This is a genomic window from Streptomyces sp. NRRL S-378 (genome assembly GCF_000720645.1).
Classification (GTDB): domain Bacteria; phylum Actinomycetota; class Actinomycetes; order Streptomycetales; family Streptomycetaceae; genus Streptomyces.
Genome location: NZ_JOBX01000038.1, coordinates 39,737 through 55,644 on the forward strand (window position 1 = coordinate 39,737; position 15,908 = coordinate 55,644).

13 protein-coding genes are annotated in these 15,908 nt (G+C 73.5%); 8 read left to right on the plus strand and 5 right to left on the minus strand.

Going from position 1 to position 15,908, the window contains the following annotated elements:
- The first annotated feature begins 4 nt into the window (after positions 1 to 4).
- Entirely contained in the window at positions 5 to 1,468 is a 1,464-nt protein-coding gene (gene der / locus IH80_RS0124680; RefSeq protein ID WP_030963375.1) for a ribosome biogenesis GTPase Der, read from the plus strand.
- 13 nt (positions 1,469 to 1,481) lie between these two features.
- Here der and IH80_RS0124685 read toward each other — a convergent pair whose 3' ends face one another.
- Positions 1,482 to 1,880, minus strand: coding sequence for a hypothetical protein (locus IH80_RS0124685; protein WP_063757332.1), 399 nt, complete (start codon positions 1,878 to 1,880; stop codon positions 1,482 to 1,484).
- A gap of 212 nt (positions 1,881 to 2,092) precedes the next feature.
- Positions 2,093 to 2,905 carry a hypothetical protein gene (locus IH80_RS0124690; RefSeq protein WP_030963378.1) on the minus strand — a complete coding sequence of 271 codons (813 nt, stop codon included), beginning with the start codon at positions 2,903 to 2,905 and terminating at the stop codon, positions 2,093 to 2,095.
- A gap of 295 nt (positions 2,906 to 3,200) precedes the next feature.
- On the opposite strand from IH80_RS0124690, the gene IH80_RS47200 reads away from it, so the two are divergent.
- Complete coding sequence (locus IH80_RS47200; protein WP_107056885.1) at positions 3,201 to 4,115, plus strand: transglycosylase family protein; 915 nt, start codon at positions 3,201 to 3,203, stop codon at positions 4,113 to 4,115.
- Between the two features lie 90 nt (positions 4,116 to 4,205).
- Positions 4,206 to 5,186 carry a helix-turn-helix transcriptional regulator gene (locus IH80_RS0124700; protein WP_030963380.1) on the plus strand — a complete coding sequence of 327 codons (981 nt, stop codon included), beginning with the start codon at positions 4,206 to 4,208 and terminating at the stop codon, positions 5,184 to 5,186.
- Positions 5,187 to 5,468: 282 nt separating this feature from the next.
- Here the strand turns inward: IH80_RS0124700 and IH80_RS0124705 are convergent, their stop codons facing one another.
- Both IH80_RS0124705 and IH80_RS0124710 read right to left on the minus strand, forming a co-directional pair.
- A complete protein-coding gene (locus IH80_RS0124705) occupies positions 5,469 to 6,545 on the minus strand; it encodes a phosphatase PAP2 family protein (protein WP_030963381.1) in 1,077 nt (358 codons plus the stop codon).
- A 238-nt stretch (positions 6,546 to 6,783) separates the two neighbouring features.
- A complete protein-coding gene (locus IH80_RS0124710) occupies positions 6,784 to 7,899 on the minus strand; it encodes a membrane protein (protein ID WP_030963383.1) in 1,116 nt (371 codons plus the stop codon).
- A 283-nt stretch (positions 7,900 to 8,182) separates the two neighbouring features.
- On the opposite strand from IH80_RS0124710, the gene IH80_RS0124715 reads away from it, so the two are divergent.
- Together IH80_RS0124715 and IH80_RS0124720 are read left to right on the plus strand one after the other, a co-directional pair.
- A complete protein-coding gene (locus IH80_RS0124715) occupies positions 8,183 to 9,826 on the plus strand; it encodes an MFS transporter (protein ID WP_078906730.1) in 1,644 nt (547 codons plus the stop codon).
- A gap of 147 nt (positions 9,827 to 9,973) precedes the next feature.
- Entirely contained in the window at positions 9,974 to 11,143 is a 1,170-nt protein-coding gene (locus tag IH80_RS0124720) for an acyl-CoA dehydrogenase family protein (RefSeq protein ID WP_030963385.1), read from the plus strand.
- A 9-nt stretch (positions 11,144 to 11,152) separates the two neighbouring features.
- On the opposite strand, the gene IH80_RS0124725 is transcribed toward IH80_RS0124720, so the two are convergent.
- Entirely contained in the window at positions 11,153 to 11,602 is a 450-nt protein-coding gene (locus IH80_RS0124725; RefSeq protein ID WP_030963386.1) for a cell division protein SepF, read from the minus strand.
- Positions 11,603 to 11,887: 285 nt separating this feature from the next.
- Between IH80_RS0124725 and IH80_RS0124730 the strand changes: the two genes are divergently transcribed.
- From IH80_RS0124730 to IH80_RS0124740, 3 genes are all read left to right on the plus strand, one after another.
- Positions 11,888 to 13,303, plus strand: a complete 1,416-nt coding sequence (locus IH80_RS0124730) for a DUF5685 family protein (RefSeq protein WP_037881003.1) — start codon at positions 11,888 to 11,890, stop codon at positions 13,301 to 13,303.
- 1,133 nt (positions 13,304 to 14,436) lie between these two features.
- On the plus strand, positions 14,437 to 15,321 hold the full coding sequence (locus tag IH80_RS0124735; RefSeq protein WP_030963389.1) for a S1 family peptidase: 885 nt from the start codon (positions 14,437 to 14,439) through the stop codon (positions 15,319 to 15,321).
- 97 nt (positions 15,322 to 15,418) lie between these two features.
- Positions 15,419 to 15,898, plus strand: coding sequence for a hypothetical protein (locus tag IH80_RS0124740; protein ID WP_030963390.1), 480 nt, complete (start codon positions 15,419 to 15,421; stop codon positions 15,896 to 15,898).
- Positions 15,899 to 15,908: the final 10 nt, after the last annotated feature.

Here is a 15,908-nt window from a genome sequence, read left to right on the forward strand (position 1 = left end):
CTTCATGAACGACCAGCACGACCACGGAGCACTTGGCGACGCCGAGTACGCGGAGTTCATGGAGCTCGCCGCGGAAGAGGGCTTCGACCTCGAAGACGTCGAAGGTGCCATCGAGGAGGCGGGCCACGGCCCGCTGCCCGTCCTCGCCGTCGTGGGCCGCCCCAACGTCGGCAAGTCCACCCTGGTGAACCGCATCATCGGCCGCCGCGAGGCAGTCGTCGAGGACAAGCCCGGCGTCACCCGTGACCGCGTCACCTACGAGGCCGAGTGGGCCGGCCGGCGCTTCAAGGTCGTCGACACCGGCGGCTGGGAGCAGGACGTCCTCGGCATCGACGCGGCCGTCGCCGCCCAGGCCGAGTACGCCATCGAGACCGCCGACGCGGTCGTCTTCGTCGTGGACGCCAAGGTCGGCGCCACCGACAGCGACGAGGCCGTCGTCAAGCTGCTCCGCAAGGCCAAGAAGCCCGTCGTCCTGTGCGCCAACAAGGTCGACGGCCAGAGCGGCGAGTCCGACGCGGCCTCGCTGTGGTCGCTGGGCCTCGGCATGCCGCACCCGGTCTCCTCCCTGCACGGCCGCGGCACCGGCGACATGCTGGACGCCGTCCTCGACGTCCTGCCGGAGGCCCCCGAGCAGACCTTCGGCGGCGTCGCCCCCGGCGGCCCGCGCCGCATCGCGCTGATCGGCCGCCCGAACGTGGGCAAGTCCTCGCTGCTGAACAAGGTCGCGAAGGAGAACCGGGTCGTCGTCAACGAGCTCGCCGGCACCACCCGCGACCCGGTCGACGAGCTGATCGAGCTCGGCGGCGTCACCTGGAAGTTCGTCGACACCGCCGGCATCCGCAAGAAGGTCCACCTCCAGCAGGGCGCCGACTACTACGCCTCGCTGCGCACCGCCGCGGCCGTCGAGAAGGCGGAGGTGGCGGTCATCCTGATCGACACCACCGAGACCATCAGCGTCCAGGACCAGCGCATCATCACCATGGCCGTCGAGGCCGGCCGCGCGATCGTGATCGCCTACAACAAGTGGGACGAGCTCGACGAGGAGCGCCGCTACTACCTCGAGCGCGAGATCGAGACGGAGATGCAGCAGGTCTCCTGGGCACCGCGGGTGAACGTCTCGGCGCTCACCGGCCGTCACATGGAGAAGCTGGTCCCGGCGATCGAGACCGCCCTGGCGGGCTGGGAGACGCGTGTCCCCACCGGCCGGCTGAACGCCTTCCTCGGCGAGGTCGTCGCCGCCCACCCGCACCCGATCCGCGGCGGCAAGCAGCCCCGCATCCTGTTCGGTACCCAGGCGGGGAGCAAGCCGCCGCGGTTCGTCCTCTTCGCCTCCGGTTTCCTGGAGCACGGCTACCGGCGCTTCATCGAGCGCCGCCTGCGCGAGGAGTTCGGCTTCGAGGGCACCCCGATCCACATCTCGGTGCGGGTGCGCGAGAAGCGCGGCGCCCAGTACAAGAAGAAGAAGTAGCGGCGGTCCGGGGTCAGTAGCCCCGGCGAGCGGGCGGCAGGGCCGCCGGGATGTGCGTCATTCCGGTCTGGTGCTGCCGCCCGTCGGCGTATCCGGAGCCGCCCGCGTACGAGTAGGCGGGCTGGGTCTGGGGCTGCGACGGGGCCGGGGAGGGGGACGGTGACGGCGTCTGCGCGGTGTAGGAGGGCTGCCAGTCGGTCCGCTGCCATGCCGAACCGTTCCAGCCGCTGCCGTACGTCCCCCCGGGGTAGCCGCCCCCGTACGAGAAGGCCGTGAACCCGAGGTCCTCCTCGCCCGTACGGTCGCCCGGCAGGGCCCGGAAGGCGCGCAGGTACTCCGAGTACAGCGTGTCGTAGATGGGGGTGTGCGAGACGGCGGCCGGCGAGCTGTCCCGGTCCCGTGCGGGACGCATGGCGGGGACGGTGCTCGGATAGGACGGGGCGCGGGAGGAGTCGTATGGATGCACGTATCAGCCAACGAAACCGGCGCTCTGCGGATGCGGGTGTGAGGGGGCGGGAAACGCAGATCGCCGGGGGTGTGCGGGACGGACCGCACACCCCCGGCGCACGCCGCCCGGCCCCCACTGCGGGGGGCCGGGCGGCCGCTTTCGGTACCGGCTCGGGATCAGGCGCCGGGCGTCCCCGCGAGGGGCATCGCGGCGGCCACGAGCTTGCCCGCGGCGGCGGCCTTGTCGAGCGCGTCGCGCAGCAGGTCCTCGCGCGGCTGCTGGCCGATGGAACCGACCGGCGCGGCGTAGATGAGCACGCGCTGGGTCTTCTGGACGGCGGTCCGCCAGCCGTCGGTGACCGACAGCGCCTGGTGGGCCTGCCACCAGGCGACCTGGCCGCCGCCGTCGGTGCCCGGCTGGAGCACGGCGTGCAGCTGTCCGGCCGCGAGCAGGACCGACCAGCCGCCGAGGAGGGTGGGCAGTTCGGTCGTGTCGGTCACCGGGATGAAGCCCTGCTCGATCAGGAGCGGCAGGAAGTCGTCGCCGGGGCCGTCACTGCCCGGGCGGGCGATGGGCGCGGTCGGCTCGACGACCAGGGCGGGGTGCAGTTCGCCGCCGATCAGCACGAGGCCGCTGGTGATGCCGAGGACGGCCTGTCCGCCCGGCACGTTCTGCGGGGCGGGCGCACTCGCGTCCGACGCGGGGGCGGGGCTGTCACCGGTGATGCTGCGGACCGCGCCCTGGAGCTGCTCCTCGGAGACGGAGACGACCTGCGAGGGGATGCAGGTGGCGTGGGCGAAGGCGAGGACGGCGGTCTCCTCGCCGACGAACAGCACCGTGCTGGTGCGGTCGTTCTCGGGGTCGCCCGGAGTACGGCAGGAGGTGCAGTCGTAACTGCGCGGCGCGTCGTCGCCGACGAGCAGCCTGTCGGCTTCTTCGTCGCCGATCTCGGCACGTACCTCATCACTGACGTCGAGCATGCGCGGCACGGGGTGGCTCCTCGGCATAGGTGCGGGTCCGGGAGGCTCCCGGCTCGCCGGGCACAACGCAGGAGCCGGGGCCGGGGTCACGCCATTTGAGGGAACGGATTCGAACCGGGCGCCCGGAAGGGTGAACCGTGCGTCCCGGGCTTCGGTTTTGTGCCAACTGGTTTCCGGTTGTGCGCAGTTGGTGGCCGGGTGTGGCCGTTTCGGTGAGGTCGGGAGCTCGGCCGACCGGGTGGGGTGGCGCGACCGCCGCGTGGCGGCCCCCGGAACGCCGGGGAGTGCTGCGTAGCGTGACCCGATGCCCCGTCTCCGGACCCCCCGGGCCCACCGGGCCGCCCGCGCCGCCGTCGTCGTCGCCTCCGTGCTGGCGCTCGTACCGCTCGGGGGGACGGCGGCCGCGGCACCGCCGCCACCCGCGCCGGGTCCGGCCGGAGCGGCGCACCCGGGCTCGCCGGGCGTGATCGGGAGCGGGCCCGGGGACTGCGGCCCGGGCGGGGAATGGCCCTGGGACTGCGTGGCCGACTGCGAGAGCGGTGGCCGGTGGGCCGTGAACACCGGCAACGGCTTCTACGGCGGGCTGCAGTTCTGGCAGCCGACGTGGGAGGAGTACGGCGGCCTGGTGTTCGCGCCGCGGGCCGACCTGGCCGAGCGCGTGCAGCAGATCCGGGTGGCGCAGGAGGTCCTCGGCACGCAGGGCTGGAACGCGTGGCCGGTCTGCTCCAAGCGGTACGGGCTCGCCGGGCGGATGCACACCGTACGGAGCGGGGACACGCTGGTCACGATCGCCCGCGAGCGCCGGGTGCAGGGCGGCTGGCGGGCGCTGTACGAGGCCAACCGCGAAACGATCGGGCCGAAGCCGGAGGCGATCACCGTGGGCGCCCTGCTGACCCTCCCGGACCCACCCCCCAAGCCGGCAGCGAAGCCGCAGCCTGAGCCGAGCCCCACTGTGCCCCCTGCGTTGCCGAAGCCGGTGCCCGCGGCCAAGCCGAAGCCTGCGCCTGCGGCCAAGCCGAAGCCTGCGCGGGTGCCTGCGGCCAAGCCGAACCCCGAGGCCAAGCCGAAGCCTGCGCCGGTGCCTGCGGCCAAGCCGAACCCCGAGGCCAAGCCGAAGCCTGCGTCGGTGCCTGCGGCCAAGCCGAACCCCGAGGCCAAGCCGAAGCCTGCGCCTGCGGCCAAGCCGAACCCCGCGGCCGTGCCGAGGCCGGTGGCCTAGCCGAAGCCGGGGCCGTGTTCGCGGCCAGGTCGCGGGCGGCCGGGTTCCGCCGGGCGGTCGGGGGGTGCGCGCCGCTGGCAGACTCGGGGGATGCTCGAGACCTCCGCGCGGCTGCTGCGCCTGCTCTCCCTGCTTCAGGCGCACCGCGAATGGACCGGCGCCGACCTCGCCGACCGGCTCGGCGTCACCGCCCGGACGGTCCGGCGCGACGTGGACCGGCTGCGGGAACTCGGGTATCCGGTGAACGCCTCTCCGGGGACCGGAGGCGGTTACCAGCTGGGGGCGGGAGCCGAACTGCCGCCGCTGCTGCTGGACGACGACGAGGCCGTGGCCGTCGCCGTCGGGCTGCGGACCGCCGCGGGCAACGGGGTCGAGGGGATCGGGGAGGCCTCCGTGCGGGCCATCGCGAAGCTGGAGCAGGTCCTGCCGTCGCGCCTGCGCCGGAGGGTGTCCGCCCTCAACGAGTTCACCGTGCCGATGCTGCGCGGCGCCCAGGAGTCCACCGTGGACGCCTCGGTGCTGACCGAACTGGCCTCGGCCTGCCGGGACGCCGAGCGGCTCCGCTTCGCCTACCGGGACCACGGGGGCGGCGTCAGCCGCCGCACCGTGGAACCGCACCGGCTCGTGTGCACGGAGCGCCGCTGGTACCTGGTCGCCTGGGACATCGACCGCGAGGCCTGGCGCACCTTCCGCGCCGACCGGATCGAGCCCCGGCCGCCCCACGGGCCGCGGTTCACCCCGCGCCCGCCACCCGCCGAGGACCTCGCCGCGTACGTCTCCGAAGGCGTGTCCCAGCGGGCCTACGCCGCCCGTGCGGTGGTGCTGCTCAAGATCCCGGAACAGGAGGCGGCGCAGATCATCACGCCCAGCGACGGCGTGCTGGAACCGGTCGACGCGCACACCTGCCTGCTGCGCACGGGGGCCGTGAACCTGGACGTTCTGGTGATTCACATCATGCTGCTCGGCTGTGAGTTCGAAGTGGTCGAGCCGTCCCTGCTCACGGATCGGATGAGGGACCTCAGAGATCTCCTGGGGAGGGCCGTGGGGGCCCGGGAAGTGAAGGAAATGTAGTGGATCTGAGGGGGATTCAGCCGGTCCGGCCCAGGCGGTCCGTGGAAATCCGATGAGGCAATTCTGTGCTTCTCAGTGGAAATTCGAATACGTCTGATCCCCGGGCGTGTCGCGCTTCGGAAAGAAATTGGCGACTGTAGATATTCTGTGACACAAGCGTGACCCGGGACGGACGAACGTCCGGGCGCGGCGCTGACGAACGCCGAAGGCGGGCCGGGTCGTCGACCCGGCCCGCCTTCGTGTCGCGGGGGTGGATGGTGCGTACCGCCCCCCCGTGGAACGTCAGCCGCCGGCCACCGGACGAGCCGCGGTGCCGCGGGTCCCGGCCCGCTCGGCGTGCGCCGTGTGAGCGGGGCGGCGGCTGCCGACCGGGGTGACCGGCGTCCGCTCGGAGCGGATCAGGTGCGGCCGGTTGGCGGGGTGCGCGACCGAACGGTGCGCCGGGGCGTGCACCGCGGCAGCACCGGCCGGCGTGGCCGGGGCGTGCGTCGCGGACGGTCCCTCGGCGGCCACCGCCGCGGGCTTCAGCTGCCACTTGCCGCCCGCGGAGAGCAGCGGGGTGAGCGCGGAGACGACCGGGGCGGGCATCCGCCCGGTCTCGGCCCGGCGGCGCAGCAGCTCGCGCAGGTCGAAGACGTAGGCCTCGGTCCGCGCGATGAGCGGCTCGAACCAGGGGAGGGCCAGCATGATCAGCAGACCCGCGGACCAGCCCAGCAGGACGTCGCTGACCCAGTGCGTGCCGAGGTACACGGTGGTGGCGCCGACGCTGAGCGAGACGACCGCGGACACCACGGACAGCACCCGCCGGGTGACCACGGTGGAAGCCAGGTAGGCCAGGATTCCCCAGGTCACGACGGCGTTGGCGGTGTGGCCGGAAGGGAATATATCGCCGCCCGCGAAGAGTTCGGCCGAGCCGATCTCCGTCGCGTAGTGCGGGCCGAGCCGGCCGAGGCCGAGCTTCACGGACCCGACGGTGACGTTGAGCAGCAGCAGCGCGACGCCGAGGGTGATCAGCGGGCGGAGGGTGTGCTGCCGCCAGGAGCGCCAGCCGAGCCACGCGGCGACCATGACCGCGGTGGGCCCGCGCTGGCCGAGCACGACCAGGTAGTCGAGGAACGCGTGCAGCTGCGGCCACTGCTCGTAGGGCCGGAAGAACATGATCTGCCAGTCCAGGCGGACCAGCCACGACGTGGTCAGTACGGCCACCACGATGGCGAGGTAGAACGCGAGGGTCGACCCCAGGAGCACGACGCGGTGCCGGCTCATCTGCGGGGTCTGCAGATGAGCCGGTCGCTCCGGTTCCCGGTCCAGCCGGGCGAAGACCCGCTCCAGACGGGTCAGGATTTGATCGGTACGCACTCAATCGACGTTACCGCGCGGGGATGGTCGGCCCGGGCGAATCGCGGGGTTTGTGATGACCATGTGATGTGGAGTTGGTCTCACGCAGGCCCTAATTCCCGGTATTCCGGCAGGGGTTGGATCCTTCCCGATGCGGCGTCCGGAAATTGTTTCCGATGCTTATTCGGACTTTATTGCCGCAGGTCGATTCCCTCACCCGTGGACGACCGGCGAAGATCCGCCCGGACACGCGGCGTTCCTACGGAGGGCCCGAGCCGTTCAGCCAGAACGCCCCGTACGCCGCCGAAACCAGGGCGGCCGCGCCCACCACCAGGACCGCCCGCCGGGTCCGCCACCGGGCGAGCGCCACCGCCGGCACCAGCATCAGCGGGAAGGCGGGCAGCAACAGCCGCGGCTTCGACCCGAAGTACCCGGACGCGCACAACGCCAGCGCCACGACGACGCCGCAGTACACGAGGAGCGGCGCCGGCTGCCGCTGTCGCACGCACGCCGCGTACAGCCACAGCACCAGCACGACCCCGGCGATCAGACCCAGCCCGGCCGGGAAGGCGGACGAGGCCAGCTTCGCCCCGACGAAGCGGGCGAAGGCCACGCCGCCGTCGAAGCCGTTGCCCCAGCCGGCCTGCACCTCCAGGTACCCGAGCAGCCCGCCCCCGGTGCGCGCGCCCACCCACAGCACGTACGCCGCCGCACCCGCCGGAGCCAGCAGCGCCCCGGCGGCCATCCGCCACGACCGGTCCCCGCGCCGCAGGGCCGATGCGACGGCCACCCACACCGCCAGGACGACGGCCGCACCGACCGGGCGGGTCAGGCCGGCCCCGGCGGCGAGCAGGCCCGCCGTCAGCCACCGGCCGCGCAGGGCCCCGTACAGCGACCACGCGGCGAGCGCGGTGAACAGCGACTCGCTGTACGCCATCGACTGCACGATCCCGACGGGCAGCGCCGCCCAGACGGCGACCGCGAGCACCCCGGTCCGCCGGCCGTGGAGCAGGTCGGCCACCGCGAAGATCCCCCATGCCGCCGCGAGCCCCGCGCACACCGACACCACCAGGCCGGCCGAGCCGTACGAGAGCCCGGTCGGCGCCGCCACCAGCCGCTCCAGCCACGGCAGCAGCGGGAAGAACGCCAGGTTCGAGTGGACGTCCCCGTTGGGGAGGGCGATCTCGTAGCCGTACCCCTCGGCGGCGATGCGGGCGTACCAGAGCGAGTCCCATCGGGCCGACAGCAGCGTGTGCGGGCTGCTGCCCGCCACCGCCCCCCACGCCGCGAGCACGGTCAGCCCCAGCAGCCGGACCGCGGCGAAGGCGGCCAGTGCGGGTGCGGCCCGGCGAAATCCAAGATCTTCCACGGGCATGATTATCGGTGGCGTCCGGCCCGGGCCGGCGCCGAGAACCACGGACCGTGAGCGGGCGTGTACGCGGGGGGAGGCTTCGGGGCGGGGGAGTGGCACACGCCACACGGGGGGCGCCGCCGGGATGAGAGCTTGGCCACGTGTCGGGCACGCGAACTCGCGTACGCTGACCGTTCACTCGCGTGTCGATGCCGGACCCCGTTGGATGCCGCACAGCGCACCACCCCCCGTGGCTCCACAAGACGCTGGTCCACCGAGCGCGAGGGATCACCTGGGAGGTACATGCATGGCGGGGACGAACGCGGCCACGGCCGGGACCCCTTCGCCCTGGCAGCGACTGGGAGCGGCCTCCGGCGGTGCCAACCGCTGGGTCGTCCTGGCGGTTCTCTGCGTCAGCCTGGTCCTCGTCGCGCTCGACGCGACGATCCTGCACGTCGCGGTCCCGTCCGTCACGGAGGACCTGCGGCCCGGCCCGATCGAGCTCCTCTGGGTCGTCGACGCCTATCCGCTGGTCTGCGCCTCGCTGCTGATCCTCTTCGGCACCCTCGGCGACCGGGTCGGCCGCCGCCGCGTCCTCCTCCTCGGCTACGGACTCTTCGGCGTGGCCTCCGCGACAGCGGCCCTCGCCGACAACGCCCAGGTGCTCATCGCCGCGCGCGCCCTGCTGGGCATCGGCGGCGCGATGATCATGCCGGCCACCCTGTCGATCCTGCGCCAGGTCTTCCCCGACCGGCGCGAGCGGGCCCTGGCCATCGGCATCTGGACCGCCGTCGCCGCGATCGGCGCGGCCAGCGGCCCGGTCCTCGGGGGCTTCCTCATCGAGCACTTCTGGTGGGGCTCCGTCTTCCTCATCAACATCCCCCTGATGGCGCTGATCCTGCCGCTCGGACGCTGGCTGCTGCCGGAGTCGCGCGGCTCCGCGGACGGTCCGTGGGACGTGCTCGGCGCGCTGATGGCCGCCGCCGGCGTGCTCGGCTCGGTGCTCGGGATCAAGCGGCTCGGTGCCGAACGGCAGCTGCTCGACGCACAGGCGCTGGTACCGCTGCTGCTCGGCGCGGTGCTGCTCGTGCTGTTCGTACGCCGCCAGAAGCGGCGCGAGCACCCGCTGATCGACATGCGGATGTTCTCCCGGGCCGCCTTCTCCACCTCGGTCGCCTGCATCGTCCTCGCCATGCTCGCGCTGGTGGGGCTGGAGCTGATCGCCGTGCAGTACCTCCAGCTGGTCCTGCACCTCAGCCCGCTGGAAACCGGCCTGCGACTGCTGCCGCTGACCTTCGCCGCCATGGCCGCGGGCGCCACCGGCTCCTACACCCTGGCCCGGGTCGGGCCGCGCACCATGGTGTCGCTGGGCTTCCTGCTGACGGGTTTCGCCGTGCTGCTGCTGACGCTGATGGGCCAGCAGGACCGGCCGGTGCTGCTGACCGTCGGCTTCATCCTGCTCGGCTTCGGACTGCAGACCACGCTGTTCGCCGCGTACGAGTCGATGCTGAGCGAGGCCCCGGCCGAGACCGCGGGCGGGGCGGCCTCGATCGGCGAGACCTCCTACCAGCTGGGCGCGGGCATCGGCATCGCCCTGCTGGGCAGCGTGATGAACGCGGCGTACCGGCCGGGGCTCGTCTCCGTCCCCGGGGTCTCGGCGGCGGACTCGGCGGGCGCGGCGAACTCCCTGGGCGAGGCCTACCAGATCGCGGCGGGCCTCGGCGGCCCGGCCGGGGCCTCGCTGTACGCGGCGGCGCGGCACTCCTTCGTGCACGGGCTGCACGTCACGCTGCTGGTGAGCGCGGGGCTGCTGTTCGCGGGGGCGGTGATGGCGCTGAAGCTGCCGCGGGTCATGGACTGCGGGGTGTCGGGCGACGCCGAGCCCGTGCGGTTGCCCGCGCAGGCGAAGGGCGACGCGGCGCGGCCGACCCCGGTCGAGCAGGCCGGCTGACCGCGGGCCCCGAACGCCGGGGGCCGGAGCGGTGAGGGGCGGCCGGCGCCGGACATCAGGGCTGGATTTGCCCGCCGCAGGCCAATAGCGTCGGGTGGGCGCAAAAACTTGCGCCGCTAGGTTCCGCTCAGGCCGCCGGGAGGCCCCGTGTCCTTCGTTCCCACCGATCCGCTCGGGCTCGACGAGCTCCTCGGGCCCGAGGACCGCGCCGTCCGGGACACCGTCCGCGGCTGGGCCGCCGACCGGGTGCTGCCGCACATCGCCCAGTGGTACGAGACCGGAGAGCTGCCCGCGATCCGGGATCTGGCCCGGGAACTCGGTGCCATCGGGGCGCTCGGGATGTCCCTCGAGGGCTACGGGTGCGCCGGTGCCAGCGCCGTGCAGTACGGCCTCGCCTGCCTGGAGCTGGAGGCCGCCGATTCCGGCATCCGCTCGCTGGTCTCCGTACAGGGATCGCTGGCCATGTACGCGATCTGGAAGTACGGCTCCGAGGAGCAGAAGCAGCGCTGGCTGCCCGGCATGGCCGCGGGCGAGCTGATCGGCTGCTTCGGGCTGACCGAGCCCGATGTGGGCTCCGACCCCGCCGCGATGCGGACGTACGCCAAGCGCGACGGCACCGACTGGGTGCTCAACGGGCGCAAGATGTGGATCACCAACGGCTCCGTCGCCTCGGTGGCCGTGGTGTGGGCGCAGACCGACGACGGCATCCGCGGCTTCGCCGTGCCCACCGACACGCCCGGGTTCTCCGCTCCGGAGATCAAGCACAAGTGGTCGCTGCGGGCCAGCGTCACCAGCGAGCTGGTCATGGACGACGTACGGCTGCCCGCCGACGCGGTGCTGCCGCTCGTCACGGGTCTCAAGGGGCCGCTCGGCTGTCTCAGCCACGCGCGGTACGGGATCATCTGGGGATCCATGGGCGCGGCGCGCGCCAGTTTCGAGGCCGCGCTCGACTACGCGAGGACGCGGGAGCAGTTCGGCAAGCCGATCGGCGGCTTCCAGCTCACCCAGGCCAAACTCGCGGACATGGCCCTCGAACTCCACAAGGGCATCCTGCTCGCCCACCACCTGGGCCGGCGGATGGACGCTGGCACCCTGCGGCCGGAGCAGATCAGTTTCGGCAAGCTCAACAACGTCCGCGAGGCCATCGAGATCTGCCGCACCGCGCGGACCATCCTCGGCGCCAACGGGATCTCCCTGGAATATCCCGTCATGCGGCACGCCACCAACCTCGAGTCGGTCCTCACCTACGAGGGCACCGTCGAGATGCACCAGCTGGTGCTGGGCAAGGCGCTCACCGGGCTGGATGCCTTCCGGTGAGGGCCCTGCTCAGCTCTGGTTGAAGAAGTCGCGCGAGCGGCCGCCCGCCTCGCCGCTGACGATCTGGGTGTCGGCCGGGGTCAGGAGGAAGACCCTGGTCGCCACCCGCTCGATCGAACCGCGCAGCCCGAAGGTCAGACCGGCCGCGAAGTCGACGACGCGCTTCGCGTCGGTCGGGTCCATCGACGACAGGTTCACGATGACCGGGACGCCGTCGCGGAACAGCTCGCCGATGCCGCGCGCGTCACGGAATCCGTCCGGGGTGACCGTCGCGATCCGGCGGCCGTGCTCCACGGCCGACTCGGAGGCCACCTTGACGCGGGGGTCGGTCACCCACTGGTCACCGGGGCCCGCCACGGAACCGTGGGCGCCCTCCGCATAGTCATCGTCGTAGTAGCGCTCGTCGTCGCTGTCCTCCACGAGACCCAGCCAGGCACTCGCCTTGCGCACCGAACCCATGGACTGCCTCCTTTCACCGCGGTCAGTCTGTCTTTCTCTCCGCTGCCCCTATGCTCGTCCATGATGCTGACAACGCGCCAAGTGGATAGTCGCCGCGCAGGGGTTTCGTGACGGTACTGGTGCAGAACATCCGTTGCACGGTCAAGGATCCTGGTCGTTACCGCTGCTGACTGAGTGAAAATACGACGACCGCCGCCGTACGGGTGGGCGGCGGGGACGTACGGGTGAAAGACGCGGGTCGATACGATGCCGGGCAGGCACGCGTACGACACACGGGGGAGCAGCTTGTTCGGCATAGTCAGACCTTGCACGCACCGGCTCGGGGAGCGGTTCAAGGCGGAATGGATGGCCCATCTGTGCGGGCTGTGCCTGGCACTTCGGAGGGATCACGGGCAGCTCGCCCGGATCGTCACGAACTATGACGGTTTGCTCGTTTCGGTTCTGACGGAGGCTCAGTCGGGTCCCGCACCCGGCTCCCGGCGCACCGCGGGCCCCTGCCCGCTGCGGGGGATGCGCACCGCCGCCGTCGCCAAGGGCGAGGGCGCCCGCCTCGCGGCCGCCGTCTCCCTGGTCCTGGCCTCCGCCAAGGTGCGCGACCACGTGGCGGACCGGGACGGGCTGTTGGCCCGTGCCCCGATCGCCGCCGCCGCGCGCAAGGTGGCCCGGGGCTGGGACCGCGCCGGTGCGCGCACCGGCGCCTCGCTCGGCTTCGACACCGCGGTGCTCGTGGATGCGGTGGACCGGCAGGCGGGCATCGAGACCCTGGCCGGCCCCGGCACGTCCGTGCTCGTGGTGACCGAGCCGACGGAGACCGCGACGGCGGCCGCCTTCGCGCATACCGCGCAGCTGGCCGGACGGCCGGGCAATGCCGCCGCGCTCGCCGAGGCCGGCCGGTACTTCGGGCGGCTCGCGCACCTGCTGGACGCGGTCGAGGACCGGGACGCCGACGCGGAGGCGGGCGCCTGGAACCCGCTCACCGCCACAGGGACCTCGCTCACCGAGGCCCGCAGGCTCTGCGACGACGCCCTGCACGGCATCAGGCTGGCGCTGGGCGAGGTCGAGTTCGCGGACGCGGGCCTCGCCCACCAACTGCTCGTGCACGAACTGCGCACCTCCGTCGACCGGGCCTTCGGGACCATGAGCTGCGGCCACACGGCCACCGCCTCGGCCGGGCAGGGCCCGGACCCGTACGGCTCGAACCCGTACGGCGGGAACGGCGGCAACCCGTACGGCGGGAGCGGCGGCAACCCGTACGGCGGCGGCCCGCACGGCGGCAACCCCTACGGCGGTGCTCCGCACGGCGCGAACCCCTACGGCGCCGGCCCGCACGGCGCGAACACCCCGCAGGCCCCGGGCGGCGGCAGCGGCCCCGGCGGGTACGGCGGCGGCTTCGGTGGTGGCGGCGGCTTCGGCGGGGGCGACGGTTCCGGCGGTGGCGGCCGGCACCCGCAGAAGCCGCGTCGCGGACTGCTGGCCGGCTGCGCCGTGGCGATCGGGCTCTTCTGCACCTGCCAGATCTGCTGCACCGAGCACGAGGGCCCCTGGTCGCGCAAGAAGCGCGACCCGTGGTGCGACGCCTGCGAATGCTGCGACTGCTGCCGGCCGGGCGCCTCGTCGACCGGCGGTTCCGAGGGCGGCTCCGGCGGCGGCGGGGGCGGCGGCGGCTGCTGCGACTGCAACTGCGGCTGCTGCTGCGACTGAGTCCGCGTCAGTTCCACGCGCCCGGACGGCGTATGCGGGGATTCCCGTCCGGACGCGCGTGGAAGGGCTGAGCGGGATGAGCGATCACGCAGACGATCCGCACGCGGCCCGGCGGACACGGCGCGGGCACCCTGCCGCGCCCGGGTCCGACCCGTACGGTCCCCCCGTGCCGGACGGCGGCCGTCGGCCCGCCGCCGCCCCGGAAGGTCGAATTCCGGCCGTTCCGGGTCCGGGGTCGTGTCCGAGAAGTCCCGCTCGCCGTGCGGCGGGCCGCGCCGCGCCCCGCCGCACGGCCGGACACCCCCCACCGCGTCCCGCGCACGGGTGCCGCCCCGCCTCACCGGCCACGGCACCGGACGCCGCAGGGCCCTCCTGTCGGGTGGCCGGCGCCGCTGTGCGGACACGCTCCCGGTCCGCCCGCGGCGGCCGTCCGGTCCGCGCCGCCGCCGGGGACCGCGAACGCCGGGGCCGCGCGCCCCGGTCTGCACCCGCGACCGGCCCCCGCCCGCCCGAGCCGTCCCGGAAGCCCGCGGCGGCCGCCCGGCCCGCCGTGATCCGGCCCTATGGGCCCGGGCCGGCCCGCGCCTTCGGCCGCGTCCCCACGTGCGCCGAAACCCGCCCGGGCGATCCCGCCCCCGTACCGCCGGGGCGTTCCCCCGCGCCCGCGTACGTCCGGACCGTCCCGGTGACCCCCTCCGGCACGGGCCCGCACCGGCCCGGCCCCGACCGGAAGCCGGCCCTGCGGTCCAGGGCCGCCGGGCGCACCCCCCACGGAGCCGGCGCACGGCGCGCCCCACGCCCCCTCCACCGCCCGCAGGCCGGCATATCCGGCGCGCGGGGCGCGGTCACCACGGAGCCCGACCGGGCTCCGCCGCGCCGCCCGGCCGCGCCCTCGCGGACCCCTTCCCACGGCCTTTCCCCCCACCCCGGAACACGCCGCCCCGCACGGTGAAAGGCGGCGGGCGGAGGCCGAAAGCCGCTCTTGCGACCGGTATCCGACGCCAGGACACTCCCGACAGCGCTTGTCAGGGGCACGGCCAAAGTTCATGCGCCCGCCGTGCCCCCGGCTGCGCCTCACGGGCCCTGGCACCCCCACGACCGCCGGCCCCCGACCCTCTCCAGGAGGACGAGAAGTGAGGATCAAGCGCACCACCCGTAACAGGCTGCTCGCGGTGGCCACCGGCCTGGCCGCCGCCGCAGCGCTCGCCGCTCCCACCGCGGCGAGCGCGGACCCCCAGGACGGCAGGTTCAGCGCCGACCGGCTCGCCGCCGCCGGCGCCTCCGTCCTGCGGGCCGACGTCGCGGGCACCGCCTGGCACGCCGACCCCGCCACCGGAACCCTCGTGGTCTCCGCCGACTCCACCGTCTCCGCCGCCGCCATCGCGAGAATCAAGCGCGAGGCCGGAACCGACGCCGGGGCACTGCGCATCGAGCGCATCCCGGGCAGGCTCACCAAGCTCGCCTCCGGCGGCGACGCCATCTACGCCAACAGCTGGCGCTGCTCGCTCGGCTTCAACGTCCGCAGCGGAAGCAACTACTACGCCCTGACCGCCGGACACTGCACCGACGGCGCGGGCACCTGGTGGACCAACTCCGCCCGGACGAACGTCCTCGGCTCTACGACGGGGTCCAGCTTCCCCAACAACGACTACGGCCTCATCAAGTACGCCAGCAACACGCCCACGCCCCCCGGGACCGTCGGCAGCCAGGACATCACCAGTGCCGTCAACGCCACGGTCAACATGTCCGTGACCCGGCGAGGCTCCACCACCGGCACCCACAGCGGCCGGGTCACCGGCCTCAACGCCACCGTCAACTACGGCGGCGGCGACGTCGTCTACGGCATGATCCGCACCAACGTGTGCGCCGAGCCCGGCGACAGCGGCGGCCCGCTCTACTCCGGCACCCGCGCCGTCGGCCTCACCTCCGGCGGCAGCGGCAACTGCTCCTCCGGCGGCACGACCTTCTTCCAGCCCGTGGTCGAAGCGCTCAACGCCTACGGGGTCAGCGTCTACTGACCGTGCCCCGCGCGCCCCTGCCGGCACCCTGGACGTCCTCCCGCCTTCTGGGAGGATGTCCAGGGCGGCCGTGTCCACGGGGGAAGCAGGTTCCTGCATGAAACGCATCGGCGTGACCGGGCACCGGTCCATCCCCGACTCGGTGCTCGGCCATGTGGAGAACGGCCTGCGGGCCGTACTGGACGGCCACGAAGGGCCGCTGGAGGCCCTCTCCAGCCTCGCCGACGGAGCGGACCAGCTGTTCGCGGCCATCGCACTCGAATGCGGCGCCGACCTCACCGTGGTGATCCCCAGCGAGGACTACGAAGAGGCCTTCGAGGGCGCCGAGGCGCTGGACCGCTACCGGCGCCTCAGGCTCCGCGCCACCCAGGAGATCCGCATGGACTTCGCCCGCTCCACGGACGAGGCCTACTACGCCGCGGGCACCTACATCGCCGACTCCTGCGACCGGCTCGTCGCCGTCTGGGACGGCCGGCCCGCCCGCGGCCACGGCGGCACCGCCGAGATCGTGGCCTACGCCCGCTCCCTGGGCAAGCCGGTCACCGTCCTGTGGCGCGAGGGCGTGACCCGGGACTGAGCCACGCCCT